Annotated in this window: 16 protein-coding genes, 1 pseudogene and 1 other annotated feature (1 of these 18 running past the window's edge); of the genes and pseudogenes, 14 read left to right on the plus strand and 3 right to left on the minus strand. The window is 57.2% G+C overall.

Going from position 1 to position 14,399, the window contains the following annotated elements; translation table 11 throughout:
* Positions 1–68, plus strand: a sequence feature (Phe leader region) (it extends 59 nt beyond the left edge of the window).
* Positions 69–110: 42 nt separating this feature from the next.
* Positions 111–1,268 (plus strand): bifunctional chorismate mutase/prephenate dehydratase, encoded by a 1,158-nt coding sequence (gene pheA, locus J0X03_RS19655; protein ID WP_033641936.1) that lies wholly within the window; start codon positions 111–113, stop codon positions 1,266–1,268.
* A 55-nt stretch (positions 1,269–1,323) separates the two neighbouring features.
* Here the strand turns inward: pheA and tyrA are convergent, their stop codons facing one another.
* Positions 1,324–2,445: a bifunctional chorismate mutase/prephenate dehydrogenase gene (tyrA, locus tag J0X03_RS19660; protein ID WP_033641935.1), complete on the minus strand. Its 1,122-nt coding sequence runs from the start codon at positions 2,443–2,445 to the stop codon at positions 1,324–1,326.
* A gap of 3 nt (positions 2,446–2,448) precedes the next feature.
* Positions 2,449–3,525, minus strand: coding sequence for a 3-deoxy-7-phosphoheptulonate synthase (locus J0X03_RS19665; RefSeq protein WP_016929016.1), 1,077 nt, complete (start codon positions 3,523–3,525; stop codon positions 2,449–2,451).
* A 495-nt stretch (positions 3,526–4,020) separates the two neighbouring features.
* Between J0X03_RS19665 and J0X03_RS19670 the strand changes: the two genes are divergently transcribed.
* A complete protein-coding gene (locus J0X03_RS19670) occupies positions 4,021–4,785 on the plus strand; it encodes a DUF481 domain-containing protein (RefSeq protein ID WP_033641933.1) in 765 nt (254 codons plus the stop codon).
* A 46-nt stretch (positions 4,786–4,831) separates the two neighbouring features.
* Here J0X03_RS19670 and J0X03_RS19675 read toward each other — a convergent pair whose 3' ends face one another.
* Entirely contained in the window at positions 4,832–5,728 is an 897-nt protein-coding gene (locus J0X03_RS19675) for a helix-turn-helix domain-containing protein (RefSeq protein WP_160203987.1), read from the minus strand.
* Positions 5,729–5,970: 242 nt separating this feature from the next.
* On the opposite strand from J0X03_RS19675, the gene J0X03_RS19680 reads away from it, so the two are divergent.
* The 12 genes and pseudogenes from J0X03_RS19680 to J0X03_RS24315 form a co-directional block, all read left to right on the plus strand.
* Positions 5,971–6,276: a hypothetical protein gene (locus tag J0X03_RS19680; RefSeq protein ID WP_033641932.1), complete on the plus strand. Its 306-nt coding sequence runs from the start codon at positions 5,971–5,973 to the stop codon at positions 6,274–6,276.
* A 78-nt stretch (positions 6,277–6,354) separates the two neighbouring features.
* On the plus strand, positions 6,355–6,576 hold the full coding sequence (locus tag J0X03_RS19685) for a TraR/DksA C4-type zinc finger protein (RefSeq protein ID WP_033641931.1): 222 nt from the start codon (positions 6,355–6,357) through the stop codon (positions 6,574–6,576).
* Positions 6,560–8,656, plus strand: coding sequence for a replication endonuclease (locus tag J0X03_RS19690; protein WP_080273365.1), 2,097 nt, complete (start codon positions 6,560–6,562; stop codon positions 8,654–8,656). Before J0X03_RS19685 ends, J0X03_RS19690 begins: the two co-directional genes overlap by 17 nt.
* A gap of 63 nt (positions 8,657–8,719) precedes the next feature.
* Positions 8,720–8,914 carry a hypothetical protein gene (locus J0X03_RS19695; RefSeq protein WP_033641930.1) on the plus strand — a complete coding sequence of 65 codons (195 nt, stop codon included), beginning with the start codon at positions 8,720–8,722 and terminating at the stop codon, positions 8,912–8,914.
* Positions 8,915–9,105: 191 nt separating this feature from the next.
* Complete coding sequence (locus tag J0X03_RS19700) at positions 9,106–9,309, plus strand: tail protein X (RefSeq protein ID WP_033641929.1); 204 nt, start codon at positions 9,106–9,108, stop codon at positions 9,307–9,309.
* Positions 9,310–9,312: 3 nt separating this feature from the next.
* Positions 9,313–9,531, plus strand: a complete 219-nt coding sequence (locus J0X03_RS19705; RefSeq protein ID WP_033641928.1) for an HP1 family phage holin — start codon at positions 9,313–9,315, stop codon at positions 9,529–9,531.
* Positions 9,515–10,027, plus strand: coding sequence for a lysozyme (locus tag J0X03_RS19710; RefSeq protein WP_046688264.1), 513 nt, complete (start codon positions 9,515–9,517; stop codon positions 10,025–10,027). Before J0X03_RS19705 ends, J0X03_RS19710 begins: the two co-directional genes overlap by 17 nt.
* Positions 10,028–10,080: 53 nt before the next feature.
* Positions 10,081–10,545 (plus strand): phage tail protein, encoded by a 465-nt coding sequence (locus J0X03_RS19715; RefSeq protein ID WP_033641926.1) that lies wholly within the window; start codon positions 10,081–10,083, stop codon positions 10,543–10,545.
* 85 nt (positions 10,546–10,630) lie between these two features.
* Entirely contained in the window at positions 10,631–11,266 is a 636-nt protein-coding gene (locus J0X03_RS19720; protein ID WP_033641925.1) for a phage baseplate assembly protein V, read from the plus strand.
* The gene (locus tag J0X03_RS19725; protein WP_033641924.1) at positions 11,263–11,613 is read left to right on the plus strand and encodes a GPW/gp25 family protein; all 351 of its coding nucleotides are present in this window, start codon (positions 11,263–11,265) and stop codon (positions 11,611–11,613) included. The genes J0X03_RS19720 and J0X03_RS19725 overlap by 4 nt, the downstream gene beginning before the upstream one ends.
* 4 nt (positions 11,614–11,617) lie before the next feature.
* On the plus strand, positions 11,618–12,526 hold the full coding sequence (locus J0X03_RS19730) for a baseplate assembly protein (RefSeq protein WP_033641923.1): 909 nt from the start codon (positions 11,618–11,620) through the stop codon (positions 12,524–12,526).
* Positions 12,519–13,040 (plus strand): annotated as a pseudogene (locus J0X03_RS24315) (phage tail protein I); the annotation flags it as partial. The gene J0X03_RS19730 and the pseudogene J0X03_RS24315, both read left to right, overlap by 8 nt.
* Between the last annotated feature and the right edge of the window lie 1,359 nt (positions 13,041–14,399).

Consider the following 14,399-nt stretch of genomic DNA (forward strand, 5'->3'; position numbering starts at 1 on the left):
TTTCGTCGTGTGAGAAAGAATGCGAAGACGAACAACAAGGCCTCCTGGAAACAGGGGGCTTTTTTTATGGCTGTTTTACAACGAATAAGAACTGAAGGCGGAAGCTGATTATGACTGACAACCCGTTATTGGTGCTGCGCGAGCGCATCAGCGCACTGGACTTGAAACTGTTGGCCTTGCTGGCGGAACGCCGTGAGCTGGCGATCGAAGTCGGCAAGACTAAGCTGCACTCTCACCGCCCGATCCGTGACAAAGAGCGCGAACGCGATCTGCTGGATGCGCTGATCGCCGCCGCCAAGCCTTACGACCTGGACGGTTTCTACGTCACCCGCCTGTTCCAACTGATCATTGAAGACTCCGTTCTGACCCAGCAGGCGCTGTTGCAGCACCAGCTCAACCCCGTCAGCCAGCATTCCGCCCGCATCGCTTTCCTCGGCCCGAAAGGCTCTTATTCACATCTGGCGGCACGCCAATACGCTGCCCGCCACTTCGATCGGCTGATCGAATGCGGCTGCCAGAAGTTTCAGGATATTTTCGCCCAGGTGGAAACCGGCCAGGCGGACTATGCGATTTTGCCGATCGAGAACACCAGCTCCGGTTCGATAAACGAGGTCTACGATCTGCTGCAACACACCAGCCTGTCGATCGTCGGCGAACTGACTAACCCTATCAACCACTGCGTTCTGATCGCCGGCGACAGCGATCTGAGCCAGATAGAAACCGTCTACAGCCATCCGCAGCCGTTCCAACAGTGCAGCCAGTTCCTTAACCGCTTCCCGCACTGGAAAATCGAATACACCGAAAGCACGGCGGCCGCGATGGAGAAAGTCGCCAAGCTGAATTCACCGAAGGTGGCTGCACTGGGCAGCGAGGCCGGCGGCGCGCTGTACGGGTTGCAGGTGCTGGAACACAATCTCGCCAACCAGCAGCAAAACATCACTCGCTTCATCGTGCTGGCGCGCAAAGCGATCGATGTCTCCGAACAGGTGCCGGCAAAAACCACGCTGATCATGGCGACCGGCCAACAATCCGGCGCGCTGGTCGAAGCGCTGCTGGTATTGCGCGATAACGGCATCATCATGACCAAGCTGGAATCACGTCCGATCAACGGCAATCCGTGGGAGGAGATGTTCTATATCGATGTGCAGGCCAACCTGCGCGCCGAGGCGATGCAAAAAGCGCTGCGCGATCTGGCGCCGATCACCCGCTCGCTGAAGGTGCTGGGCTGTTACCCAAGCGACACCGTGGTGCCGGTCAACCCATCCTGAAACCGTAAAAAAGGGTTCGGCCAAGCCGAACCCTTTATGTTTACTGCCCGCAGTTTTACTGCCGGCTGTCGTTAGCCTGCCGCAACAGCGTGCGGCTCTCCACCAGGAAGCGCTGGGCGTAATCGCCGAACCAATGCTCTACCTTGCGGAAGCTCTCGATAAACGCCTGTTTGTCGCCATGCTCCAACAGCTTTATCGCCTCGCCGAAGCGCTGGTAGTAACGCTTAATCAGCGCCACATTTTCTTCCGACGACATAATGATATCGGCGTACAGCTGCGGATCCTGTGCGAACAGGCGGCCAACCATCGCCAGCTCCAACCGGTAGATTGGCGAAGAGAGCGCCAGCAGCTGCTCCAGTTGCACGTTCTCTTCCGCCAGGTGCAGCCCGTAGGCGAAGGTAGCGAAGTGCCGCAGCGCCTGAATAAACGCCATATTCTGATCGTGCTCGGCCGCGCTGATGCGATGCAGCCGCGCCCCCCACACCTGCAACTGTTCAAGCAGCCACTGATACGCCTCCGGCTGGCGGCCGTCGCAATAGACCACCACCTGCTTGGCCACGCTGCCCACGTCCGGGCCGAACATCGGATGCAGACCGACCACCGGGCCGCTGTGCGCCGCCAACATCGCGTGTAAAGGCCGGTTCTTCACCGACGCCAGGTCCACCAGAATACAATCGGCAGGCAGCGTCGGCAGGCGGCTTATCACCTGCTCGGTCACGTGGATCGGCACGCTGACGATCACCATGCCGGCATCCGCCAACAGCTGCTCCGCCTGCGGCCAATCTTCCTGATCCAACACCCTGACCTGATAACCCGACAACGTCAGCAAGCGATTGAACAACCTGCCCATTTGACCGTTGCCGCCGATAATGACGATCGGCCGCAGCTGCGGGCACAGGGTTTTAAAGCCCTTATCGTTCTCGCTGACGTATGACTCGCGCATCACGCGGCGCAACACATCTTCGATCAGATCCGGCGGCACGCCGAGATTTTCCGCCTCCCGGCGGCGCGAGGCCAGCATCGCGGCTTCGCGCTCCGGTACGTAAACCGGCAGGCCATGACGGCTTTTGACTTCGCCCACTTCCGCTACCAGATGCAGGCGTTTCGCCAGCAGATCCAGCAGCGCTTTATCCACCTCATCGATTTGATCGCGCAGCGCGGTCAGTTCTGCCACCATAACTTACTTTTCTCCCGTGCGGGCCGTCAGCGCAGCGCCGAGTTCCTGATGCATATGGCGCAACAGGGTTTCCGTACTCTCCCAGTTGATGCAGGCGTCGGTGACGGACACACCGTAACGCATGTCTGCACGCGGCTGTTCGGAAGACTGATTGCCCTCATGCAGATGGCTCTCCAGCATAATGCCGGTGATTGAGCGGTTACCCGCCTTGATCTGCTCCACCACGGACTCGGCAACCGCCGGCTGACGGCGATAGTCTTTATTCGAGTTGCCATGGCTGCAATCTATCATCAAGGACGGGTGGAGTCCCGCCTCAAGCATCTGTTTTTCACAGGCCGCAACGTGCTCAGCGCTGTAGTTCGGAGTTTTGCCGCCGCGCAGGATCACGTGCCCATCCGGGTTGCCCTGAGTCTGCAGCAGGCAAACCTGGCCTGCCTGGTTAATGCCGACGAAGCGATGCGGCATGGCAGCGGCGCGCATGGCGTTGATGGCGGTGCCCAGGCTGCCGTCGGTGCCGTTTTTGAACCCGACCGGCATCGACAGGCCGGATGCCATTTCTCGGTGGGTCTGAGATTCGGTGGTACGCGCGCCGATCGCCGACCAGCTGAACAAATCGCCCAGGTACTGCGGGCTGTTCGGATCCAACGCTTCGGTAGCCAACGGCAAGCCCATGCCCACCAGATCCAGCAACAGGCGACGCGCGATATGCAAGCCTGCTTCAACGTCAAACGAACCGTCCATGTACGGATCGTTGATCAAACCTTTCCAGCCGACAGTGGTTCTGGGTTTTTCAAAGTAGACGCGCATAACGATATACAGCTGATCGCTCAAGTCAGCCGCCAGGGTTTTCAAACGACGGGCGTAGTCCAGCGCCGCATCCGGATCGTGGATTGAACAAGGCCCACACACCACCAACAGGCGATGATCGCGCCCCTGCAAAATGTTGGCGATGGTGTTACGCGCAGTGGCGATTTCATTTTCGTCGTCGGCACTGAGCGGGAACTGGTTCTTCAGCTCCTCCGGCGTGATGAGAACCTGTTCTGCACTGATGTGTACGTTATTGAGCGCGTCTTTTTGCATGATGCTATTCCTGTCGTTTGGCGTTATGCGTTGAAATGGAACATTGAGCGTTTCAGGGGTCTACCCTAACACGATATGTAAAGTTTTCAATCCATTTTCTGTAAATAAAAGATTACCGTCATTATCTTGCTTAAAACACCTTTGAATCAGGGTTGCGAAAATAGATTTAAACTAAACAAATACAATATATTAAACAATTAAACAGCCCATCATCACGCTGTAACCCCTCCTGCCTAACAAAGCCATTTATCGTAAACATATTTGTACATTATATTTTACAGCGAGGATGCACGCCCCATCTCGGCACCGGCGGGCGGGCGAAGCAGGATCAGCACGAAATGCCGTCGAAAGCGATGAATTTAAGTAGAAGAAAAGCGAATAAATGAGGGATAAAAATTAAAAACTTAAGCTAATGGCGGCTATTTTTGTCGCCGAAATGAACCGATATAATGTGACCGTCATCAACAATAATCACCCTTAACAACTGGATCCAAGATGCTCTCTTCCCGCGCTCGTCGCGCTTTTCCGCTGTATATTTGCTGCTTAACGACTTTCACCAGTGTTTCAGCCCTTGCCGACAATACGCTTTTCACCGCGATGGACGATCCGGCCACCGCCAAGAAACCGTTCGAAGGCAACGTGCAGGCGGGCTACAACGCCCAGTCCGGCAACTCGCAGAGTTCCACTCTGTTGGCCAACACCAACATGACCTGGTTCAACACCGACGCGGCGTACAGCCTGTGGGGGGCGGCCAACAACACCACCTCCTCCAACGTGCGCTCGTCCGAAAAGTATCAGGCCGGCGGCCGTACGCGCTATAACCTGACCGATCGCAACTACCTGTTCGGCCAGGCCAGCTGGCTGAGCGACCGTTTCAACGGTTACGACTCACGCTCCACGCTGACCAGCGGCTATGGCCGTCAAATCCTCAACGGGCCGCTCAGCGACCTGCGGGTGGAATTCGGTCCCGGCGTGCGCCATGACGAATACCATGGCGGCGGCCGCTCGACCAAAGGGCTGGCCTATGGCGCGGCCAACTATTCCTATCAGCTCACCGACAACACCAAGTTCATTCAGGGCGTCTCCGCACTGGCGAACGAAGAAACCACGCTGAACTCGGAAAGCGCGTTGAACGTGGCGATCAACGATCGCTTTTCACTGCGCGTAGCTTACACCGTGACCTACAACAGCAAGCCACCGGCCTCTGCGCCGAAGAACACCGACACGACAACCTCGGTCACGCTGGTCTACGGCCTGTAACCTGCCCGCCCATGATTTCTCGAAGCCCATCATCGATGGGCTTTTTTTATGCCTGCGGCGTCAACGTTAACCAGACCATGCCAAGCGCTTTCAATGCATCCGGAGAACATTGAAAGTCGACGTTGCCGCCGCTGACCCGCACCTGGTTACCCGGTAAACGCGCTATATCGTATACGTCCAGGTTACCGTCGATGTCCACCAGCCAGCGGCCATTGGCGATATGCGTAACGGCCAGATCCACCAGCCAGGATACGCGCCCGCCATCAACATAAGCCGGCTGAGCCACGCCGTCAGGAATCAAAGAACAGTCTGCCGACCACTGCCCCCCCTCTTTCAACTGCCCGGCGAGCAGGCGATATTTCGGTATCGTGCGAACTCCGGATACCGGAACCGCCGATGCGGCATCACCCCACATCTCCCCCTGGCCCGTCGCCAGCCACAGCAGCGAGACGCCTGTATCCAGAGCACAGGTCACCACGATATCGCCGGGGAAGTAGTTGCGGCGGACCCAGGTGCTCATCGTGCCTGAAGAGATACCCAGCAGGTCGCCCAATTCTTTTTGCAGATTGAAACCGTAAGCATCCAAAATGCGGCGCAATACCCCTTTCCCGCCGGAAGCCAAAACGCGATCGTAAAGCGCTTTACCTTGCGCAGATGACGCAGGCTTGCGATTTACTTTTGAATTTGCAAGTTCACCAGTCATCAGCCAGGCCAGGTCTGCTCCCGTAGTTAACGCGCAGTTGATAATGACATATCCGGGAACACTACCCCGCTGTTGCCAACTACTGATGTTATTCGGCGCTATCCCAAGGATTTCACTCAATTCCTTCTGCGTGCCAACGCCATAAGATGAAAGAACTCTCTCAATTACCGCTCCCACGGAGGTGTTGTTGTTTGTTGCATCTTCACGCATATCATCACCGATTAAAAATGTAATTCGCATTTACAAGTCGCATTTTGCGATTTAAAGTACCGTCAATTCGCCGTCACTCGGCATGTCGATCGCTTTAGTTAAGATGATGCGACATGGGTAATGAAAATGCAAATACCGCAAGGCGACAAAAATCTTGCGTAATCACTTTGTTTACAGCGTGTTTACTCAAGTTTTCGCCTTTAAACGACGGATAACTAAACCTTGCTTTTGCGAGTATTCATCCATCATCAAATTCAGATAAGGAGGCTGTCATGCTACTGGCCAGCGAGGAGCAACGGGCTATCGGCCTGCGGCGTATTGCTGAAATCCGCCGCACACTGTTTGCCCGGCAACCCAACCATGCCGAAGAGATTTACGACACGGCGCCGCTGCACCTGCGCCATACGTTTTGCTTCCACGCCGGGCTGACTGAACGCTATGTGTGGTTAAAGTTTCACGAAATGGGTTATGCCGAACGGCGGAAAATCGTCGCGGCACTCAATGAACTCATCTCGCTCAGTCAATCGTTGCCGCGCTATATCAGCGAAACAGACTGTCTGTTAACCCCAAAAAAATAACCTTTCGAATCAAGCTGGCGTGCAACCCGCCGGGCACCGCTCGGCCCAAATTCACCCTATTAAATACTGGAAAATATTATGGCTGATACTATTGATATGGCGCAGGAGCGCCAGGCATTGATGCTCGAGAAACAAATTGCGTATGCCAGGCCGGTTGCCACAGCGCCCTCGGCGTTCTGCTGTGCCGATTGTGACGCGGCGATTCCTGTGGCGAGACGCATCGCGATTCCCGGCGTCAGCCGCTGCGTGACCTGCCAGCAGCTATCAGAAGCCAAGCAACGTCATGTCGCTCGCCGTTAAAAATAGGCCGGCGGAGCATCTGCCGGTCAACGTCTCTGCCATACAACACGCAGCGTACGGTGATTACGCCTATCCATGGAATGCCCCACGACGTGCGATAGGACGCGAAGCGGCGCTGAATCGCGACCAACTGCGCCAATGGCAAGCGATACTGCAGTGCATTCATGACCTGCCTTATTATTTGCGCACGCCGTTCCTTGAGCGCCACCGCCAACTGCTCAGCCAGAAGGGAGCCTACGCCGCCTGGCATTATCTGGTGCGAGTTTTCCATCGGCGGATATGGCCACGCATTCAGCAGGTAAATAATAATTTCGGTTTGGATCAACGCAAATCACTGCACTTTGGCAGCGAAGCGGACAGCTATAGCGCACTGCCCGCGCTGGGCGATAAAGCGCTGGAGCAGTTGGCGCGGCGTATCGGGGGCCAACTTTCTGCGCTCTACCAGAGTGAATGTGACGCCTTGCTGGCGAAGCATGGCAATAATGCCGAGATCCTGCTACACGCGGATATACAGCGCCGCCTCTATCGCCAAATCGCCACGATGGCCCGCGCCTTCAATATCCAGCCCATGCACTGGCGCTGTTATCGTAAAGGCAAGTTGGACAGCGAGCGGGCAATTGCGGCGCTGTCGCGCCTGACCGACGATCGCTGGTGGCTGCGGCGTCTCAAAATGCAGCGCATGCAGTGGCGCGAGGCGCTGCAAATCGCGATAGGCAACGTCCGCAACAACACGTCACCTTATGCCAGCAGACAGGCCCTTCACGATGTCAAGGCTCGGCGTCAATCGAACCTCGATTATCTTCACCGTTGCGAGCTGGAAAACGTCGCCACGGGCGAGCGCGCCGATCTTATGGATAAAGTGCTCGGCAGCATCGCCAATCCCGCCATTCGTCGTATGGAGTTGATGAATACCCTCGCCGGTATAGAAACCTACGCCACTCGCAACGGCCACTGCGGGTTGTTTATCACGTTGACGACGCCGGCACGCTTTCACCCTATCCAGCATGTCGGCACACGAGGCAAAATGCGCTTCAATACACGCTGGCAAGGACAAGCCCTAACACCGAAGGATGGCCAACGTTATCTGGTTGCCCAGTGGGGGAAAATGCGAACCGCCTTCAAGGATCGCCGTCTGCAGGTCTACGGTATGCGAGTGGTTGAGCCTCATCATGACGGCACGCCGCACTGGCATCTGATGATGTTCACTCCACAAATGCAACGTCAGGCAGTGCTTGACATCATGCAGCGTTATGCGCTGCAACAGGATGCAGCAGAACCTGGCGCCCAACAACATCGTTTCCAGAGCAAACACCTCAACCGGGGTGGCGCAACCGCCTATCTGGCCAAATATGTCGCAAAAAACCTCGATGGATATGCATTGGAGGAAGAGCTCGATCGCGAAACCGGCGCCCCGCTGAGCGATACCGCCCGCGCGGTCAGCGCCTGGGCCGCCACCTGGCGCATCCCCCAGTTTCATCCCTTCGGCCTGCCCGGTCTCGGGGTCTACCGCGAATGTCGACGTATTCGCGGCCAAAACCTGACGCCGCAGTTTGACGCCGGCACCGAAGCCGTGCGCGCCGCTGCCGACGCCGGCGACTTTGCCGGTTACATACAGGCGCAAGGCGGCGCCAATGTGCCACGCAGCCACCAGTGGGTGCGTGTCGCGCGCGAAGCCTCAGAAACCCGGAACGCTTATGACGAGCCCGTCACAAAAGTTGTCGGCATTTATGCACCGCATTTGGGAATTGAGCGGGTATACCGAACGCGCACCGTGCAATGGCGGATCGTCGCTAAAACACTCGCCGCCGCGACGCCTTGGAGTTCTGGCAATAACTGTGGAACGCGCGCTCTTTACTTGCCGCCGGCACCCGCGCCGTCGGCTCGTTTGACGCCGCCACAGCGGCAGCATTGTCTGAATATTGCCCGCAAACTTCGAGGTATTGGCATAGAACCGCAACGCTGGCAGTTGGAGGTTCTCGCACGCGGCGGCAAAATTCATTTTGACGGCCTCCTTGTACAATTTCCGCTAATCAATGATTGGCCGTATTTTTACTGCACAAATGATAAGTCCAACCATTGACGCCTTTAGCGTTTTGCTTAATACTGTATAAATACACAGTATAATCAAGAGAGGGCAAAAACAGTGGAAATTATGGATAAACAACAAGTAACACTGTCCCGCATCCAATTCATCGCCGATGTTTCACAGGCTGCGCAATGCAGTGCCTCCGAGTTTCTGATCGCCATGTCGCTGATCTCCGATTTGGCCAGTCAGGTGCTGCCGAACAATGATTATCAAGAAATATTTTATCCCGCTGACGAACACCCCCCCTGCTAATCCCTCCAGCCAAACGTTTTTCATCCCCCCGCCGCCGGCGGGGTTTTTATTTCTGCCGGCGGCACTTTTGCGCCTCAGTTGTGCCATCTCATCCACAACCCCCTCGCGTTGCCCCTCCCTCCCACGCGCGCGAAACTGAAGATATCCGGGGCCACAGCCCTCTCTCCCAACGCTATCGCAGGATGGTAATGATGAAAATTTATGCACAACAAGGTGACACCATTGATGCGATTTGCTGGCGCTACTACGGCAGCACGCAACGCCAGGTGGAACAAGTCTATCTGGCTAACCGTGGCCTCGCCGATCTGGGGCCCCTGCTGCCGCACGGTCAACCGGTGGAATTGCCGGACCTGCCTGCGGCGGCCCAACGAGAAACCGTCAAATTGTGGGATTAAGCGATGGAGAAACTCACTTCAACCCTTGCCTATTTCGTCGCGGCTTGCCTGGCCTGGTTAGGGAGCCACTCTGCACAGGACATTGCCATCCTGGTCGGCGCCGCAGTCGGCGTCGGTACCTTTGCAGTGAATTGGTACTACCGGCGTAAAAGCTACCAGTTGCTGAAATCGCTAAAAAAAAACGGCCTGAAACGCGGAGTCTACGATGAGCTCACTCGCTAAACGCTGCAGCGTGGCGGCTATTTTAACCCTCGCTGCCCTGCTGCCTCAGTTCAATACGCTGAAAACCTCTGAGGAAGGTTTGCGCCTGATCGCCGATTTCGAAGGCTGCCGGCTTTCACCCTACCAATGCAGTGCCGGCGTCTGGACCAACGGCATCGGCCACACCGCCGGCGTGAAGCCGGGCGCCGTCATCAACGAACGCCAGGCGGCCGCCCATTTGATCGACGATGTACGCGCCGTAGAGCGCGGTCTCGCGCGCTGTATGGATGTCAAGATGCCGCAGCCGGTTTACGACGCCGTCAGCGCTTTCGCTTTCAACGTCGGCGTCAACGCCGCCTGCAATTCAACGCTGGCCACCTTTGTCAAACGTCGTCAGTGGCAGGCGGCTTGCGATCAACTGCCTCGTTGGATTTATGTCAACGGCGTCAAAAACAAAGGACTGGAGCGCCGCCGCACGGCCGAACGTGCGCTATGTCTGAGCGGCATCTCACGCTGATCGTTTTTCAACAAACGCCCACTCAAACCGCTCCCTTTTTCAGGAGATACATCATGTTAAAACCCGAACAGCTCCGTGCCGCACTGTTCAATGCCATTCCCGTGTTGCAGCAAAACCCCGAACGATTGCGCCTTGGCATTGCTAACGGCCGCGTGATCTCAACGCTCGCCCCCTCGCTGTCCTTCGAATATCGCTATCAGCTCAATCTGGCGCTGGATGGGCCGTCAGCTGACGACGACCGGGTCATGGTCGCCGTACTGGCCTGGCTGCGCAGCCACCAACCAGACCTTCTTGCCAATCCGGACAAGCGTAAAAATGATTTTTCGTTTCAGAGGGATATAGACACGCCGAACCAGTTGATATTGCAGCTGCAACTCACCGAACGAATCCGGGTGGAACTGCGCGATGGCGCATTGCATATCACCCCGCTGGCTGAACCTCCCGAACCGGAGAACATCGTTCGCTTCACCCAGGTTTATCTGCACGGAGAGTTACTCAGCGAATTTGGTCAGCCGTAGCGCCCTACAGGCAGCTTCGGTTGTGCCGGCGGCAGCCAAACGCCGTCGCGTTGTCCCCCTTTTCATCCAGCGGCATTCTTGAGACATGAACACAGACAACTTCGATATTCAGCGCCTGGTGCGCAACCTGATACGGATCGGGACCGTCAGCGAGCTCGACCTGGAACGCGGGCGCTGCCGCGTCGCCACCGGCGGCAATCTTACCGACTGGCTCAACTGGCTGACCGGACGGGCCGGCGACGCACGCAGCTGGTGGGCGCCCAGCATTGGTGAACAGGTCTTGGTGCTGTCACTTGGCGGGGAACTTGAAACCGCTTTCGTGTTGCCCGGCGTATTTTCCGATGCTCACCCCGCACCGTCGGCCTCAGCACAGGCGGCGCATATCGCTTTTCCTGACGGTGCAGTGCTCGAATACGAGCCGGCTACCGGGGCGCTTAAGGCCGTCGGCATAAAAAGCGCCACCATTGAAGCCGCCGAGCGGATCACTCTGACGGCGCCAAACATCACCTGTATCGCCAGCGGAAAAATTACGCTGGACGCTCCCGAAGTGGAGTGTACCCAGCAACTCACTACCGGCACCATCGCCATCCATCAGGGCGGCTCGATGACCGGCGATCTCAATCACACCGGTGGCAGCATCAGCTCTAACGGCATTGTGGTGCATACCCACACCCACGGTGGAGTGCAAAACGGCGGAGGCCAAACGGACAAACCAGCATGAACAACGCGAAATTTCTTGGCATGAATCGCGGCAACGGCCGCGCAATCGCCGATCTCGAGCACATTCGCCAGTCGGTGAGCGACATCCTGATTACGCCTATCGGCTCACGCGTCATGCGCCGCAGCTACGGTTCGTTGCTGTCCGAGTTGCTGGATCAGCCGCAAAACGACGTTCTGCGATTGCAAATGATGGCGGCCTGCTACAGCGCACTGCTGCAGTGGGAACCACGCATTCGGTTGACGGGCATCAGTTGCAACACCACCTTTGACGGAAAAATGGTGGTCGACATTACCGGCAACCGCACAGATACGCCGGATGCCTTTTCTCTTTCTATTTCAGTGAGCTGACACCATGGCAACCATTGACCTGAGTTTATTACCCGCCCCGACGGTGGTGGATCCTCTCGATTACGAATCGCTGCTGGCCGATCGCAAGGCCACGCTGATTTCCCTTTACCCGGAAGAGCAGCGCGAAGCCATCGCCCGCACATTGGCGCTGGAATCGGAGCCGATCGTCAAACTGTTGCAAGAAAATGCTTACCGCGAACTGCTGTTACGCCAGCGCGTGAATGAAGCCGCAAAGGCCGTGATGCTGGGTTATGCCAGCGGCAGCGACCTCGACCAACTGGGCGCAAACTTCCAGGTGCGACGCCTGGTGGTGCAACAGCCGGATGACAGCGTCATCCCGCCCTTGCCGGCGGTCATGGAATCGGATAGCGATTTCCGCGTGCGCATCCAGCAGGCATTCGAAGGCTTAAGCGTGGCTGGATCCAGTGGCTCTTACGAGTATCACGGTCGTTCCGCCGATGGCCGGGTCGCCGACGTTTCCGCAATAAGTCCGAGTCCGGCCAACGTGCTGATTTCCGTACTGTCACGCGAAGGAGACGGTACCGCCAGCGCCGAACTGGTGGCGATCGTCGATAAAGCGTTGAACGATGAAGATGTGCGCCCGGTGGCCGATCGCGTCACCGTCCGCTCTGCCAACATCATCAGCTACAACATCGATGCCGTACTGTACCTCTACCCTGGCCCTGAAGCAGAACCGGTACGTCGCGCTGCCGAAGCCAAACTGAAAAATTACATCAGCGCCCAGCACCGTTTAGGCCGTGACATTCGCTTGTCGGCAATCTACGCCGCACTGCATGCCGAAGGGGTGCAACGCGTTGAATTGAAGACCCCGCAGGCCGACATCGTATTGGACAAAACCCAGGCGTCACATTGCGCTTCTTATCGTCTGACGGTGGGAGGCTCCGATGAGTAACCGTCTGCTGCCGGTCGGTTCTTCCCCGCTGGAGGTCGCGGCTGCGGCCGCCTGTGCCGAACTGGCCGCCATGCCGGTGCCGCTGCGCGATCTGTGGGATCCAGCCACCTGTCCGGTCAATCTGCTGCCGTACCTGGCCTGGGCCTTCTCGGTCGATCATTGGGATGAAACCTGGACGGAAGATGCCAAACGCAGCGTCGTAGCCGCCGCTTTCTTCATCCACCGTCACAAGGGCACCATCGGCGCTATTCGCCGCGTGGTGGAACCGTTGGGTTACCTGATCAAACTGCGCGAGTGGTGGGAAACCAACGGTGAGCCCGGCACCTTTACGCTGGATATCGGCGTGTTGGAGAACGGTATCACCGAAGAGATGTATCTGGAAATGGAGCGGATGATCGCCGATGCCAAGCCGGTCAGCCGCCATCTGACAGGCCTGGCGCTGAACCTCGAAGCCGCTGGCGCAATCGACGTCGCCGGCGGTCAATATGATGGAGAGCTTACTACCGTGTACCCCGACTATGCCAGTCTCGCCCTGCAAATGCTGGAGGGACATTACCAATTCTTGCAACGCAATACCGGCACCACGCTGGACTCGACTCAGCAACACTTCGTGTTCAACGACGAACATGTTTTGGCCGATTCCCGTCATGAACGCGAGCTGTCGCGCATGGCGGGGCTGCCGAACGACGCCACCACCGAAGGACAGGCTCTGCAGATCCTTGGCTATGCCCATGCGTATCTGGCGACCGGAGAACAAAAATATTTGGATCAGGCCATCGCCTGTTTTGACGCCTATGTGACCTACTTTTACGACGGTGCGCCGATCCCTGACAGCCCTCAACGCTGGATCGCCAACTGGATCGTCAACGCCAAAGAGCCGGTGCCCGCCAATTGGCCGGTCGATACGAGGGATCCGACGCATAGCGGTTTCAAAGGTATTCCGCTAACGTTCAACAAGGGCCGTACGCAGATCCCTCACGGCGCGCCCTACTGGGGTGAATATCTCGATATCGCTACTTTCGCCTTCGACGGCGCGCTGGCCTGGGATGCCGTCAACGCCCAGGTGCGCGCGCTCAATGCCGCCGGTGAAATCGACTGGAATAACGACGGTACACGCTATGACGTGGACTGGATCATCAATTGGCAGGGTTACCAGATCGGCGCCGACGGCGAGATCCTGGCCAAAGGGCTGCCCGCTGAACAAATCGGTACGGTGCAATTAAAAGACGCCACGCTCGGCGGCAATCACAAGCTGAATTTCGCCAATCGCCAACCGGTCGAACACGGCGGCGTGTTAATCGAACGCAATCAGGTACAGCATAACCGTCCGCTGCATGTGCCGGTCCCGCACAACGCCATGGGCAACGCGGCCGATGCCGAGCTGTGGTTTGCCGACGCCTGCTATCTGCTACACAGCATCACCGGCGAGCAGCGCTATTTCAACGCCTGGAAAAGCGTTGAATTCACCGCGATGGAATATACCGATATTGATGCGCAGGATAAGTTCTTTCGCCAGAGCCGCAGCGCCAATACGCCGTTTACCGACGGCATCTCCTACGATTGGTCATACCCTTCCGGTGCGCCGGTAAGCTACGGCCGCAGCGCCGAAGGCATGATCACCATTCGCAAAGAGATAGCATCGCAACAATCGCTGGAACAACAGGCAATCTGGTTCCGCATTAATCGCCAGTCAAAAATCCGCACCTGCTTTGGCGGCGTCGACGATCAGAATCAGCCGATCTCCTGCAAAATACAGCTGTCTATAGCACCGGAAAAAAACGCGGCGAGCACCACGGAATGGGGCATCGGTCTGCCGCAGTCGCTCCAACCTCAGGTAAAAACTTACGACATCGCGCTCAGCAGCCTGGCGGCG

It is taken from the genome of Serratia ureilytica, assembly GCF_017309605.1.
In the GTDB taxonomy this organism is placed as follows: Bacteria; Pseudomonadota; Gammaproteobacteria; order Enterobacterales; family Enterobacteriaceae; genus Serratia; species Serratia ureilytica.

What these genes read in the sequence shown, in the direction of transcription:
- J0X03_RS19720 (WP_033641925.1), top strand. Translation starts at nt 10,631, where the DNA reads ATGAACACAGACAACTTCGATATTCAGCGCCTGGTGCGCAACCTGATA.
- J0X03_RS19725 (WP_033641924.1), top strand. Translation starts at nt 11,263, where the DNA reads ATGAACAACGCGAAATTTCTTGGCATGAATCGCGGCAACGGCCGCGCA.
- J0X03_RS19680 (WP_033641932.1), top strand. Translation starts at nt 5,971, where the DNA reads ATGCTACTGGCCAGCGAGGAGCAACGGGCTATCGGCCTGCGGCGTATT.
- pheA (WP_033641936.1), top strand. Translation starts at nt 111, where the DNA reads ATGACTGACAACCCGTTATTGGTGCTGCGCGAGCGCATCAGCGCACTG.
- J0X03_RS19675 (WP_160203987.1), bottom strand. Translation starts at nt 5,728, where the DNA reads ATGCGAATTACATTTTTAATCGGTGATGATATGCGTGAAGATGCAACA.
- J0X03_RS19705 (WP_033641928.1), top strand. Translation starts at nt 9,313, where the DNA reads ATGGAGAAACTCACTTCAACCCTTGCCTATTTCGTCGCGGCTTGCCTG.
- J0X03_RS19730 (WP_033641923.1), top strand. Translation starts at nt 11,618, where the DNA reads ATGGCAACCATTGACCTGAGTTTATTACCCGCCCCGACGGTGGTGGAT.
- J0X03_RS19715 (WP_033641926.1), top strand. Translation starts at nt 10,081, where the DNA reads ATGTTAAAACCCGAACAGCTCCGTGCCGCACTGTTCAATGCCATTCCC.
- J0X03_RS19690 (WP_080273365.1), top strand. Translation starts at nt 6,560, where the DNA reads ATGTCGCTCGCCGTTAAAAATAGGCCGGCGGAGCATCTGCCGGTCAAC.
- J0X03_RS19710 (WP_046688264.1), top strand. Translation starts at nt 9,515, where the DNA reads ATGAGCTCACTCGCTAAACGCTGCAGCGTGGCGGCTATTTTAACCCTC.
- J0X03_RS19665 (WP_016929016.1), bottom strand. Translation starts at nt 3,525, where the DNA reads ATGCAAAAAGACGCGCTCAATAACGTACACATCAGTGCAGAACAGGTT.
- J0X03_RS19670 (WP_033641933.1), top strand. Translation starts at nt 4,021, where the DNA reads ATGCTCTCTTCCCGCGCTCGTCGCGCTTTTCCGCTGTATATTTGCTGC.
- tyrA (WP_033641935.1), bottom strand. Translation starts at nt 2,445, where the DNA reads ATGGTGGCAGAACTGACCGCGCTGCGCGATCAAATCGATGAGGTGGAT.
- J0X03_RS19685 (WP_033641931.1), top strand. Translation starts at nt 6,355, where the DNA reads ATGGCTGATACTATTGATATGGCGCAGGAGCGCCAGGCATTGATGCTC.
- J0X03_RS19700 (WP_033641929.1), top strand. Translation starts at nt 9,106, where the DNA reads ATGAAAATTTATGCACAACAAGGTGACACCATTGATGCGATTTGCTGG.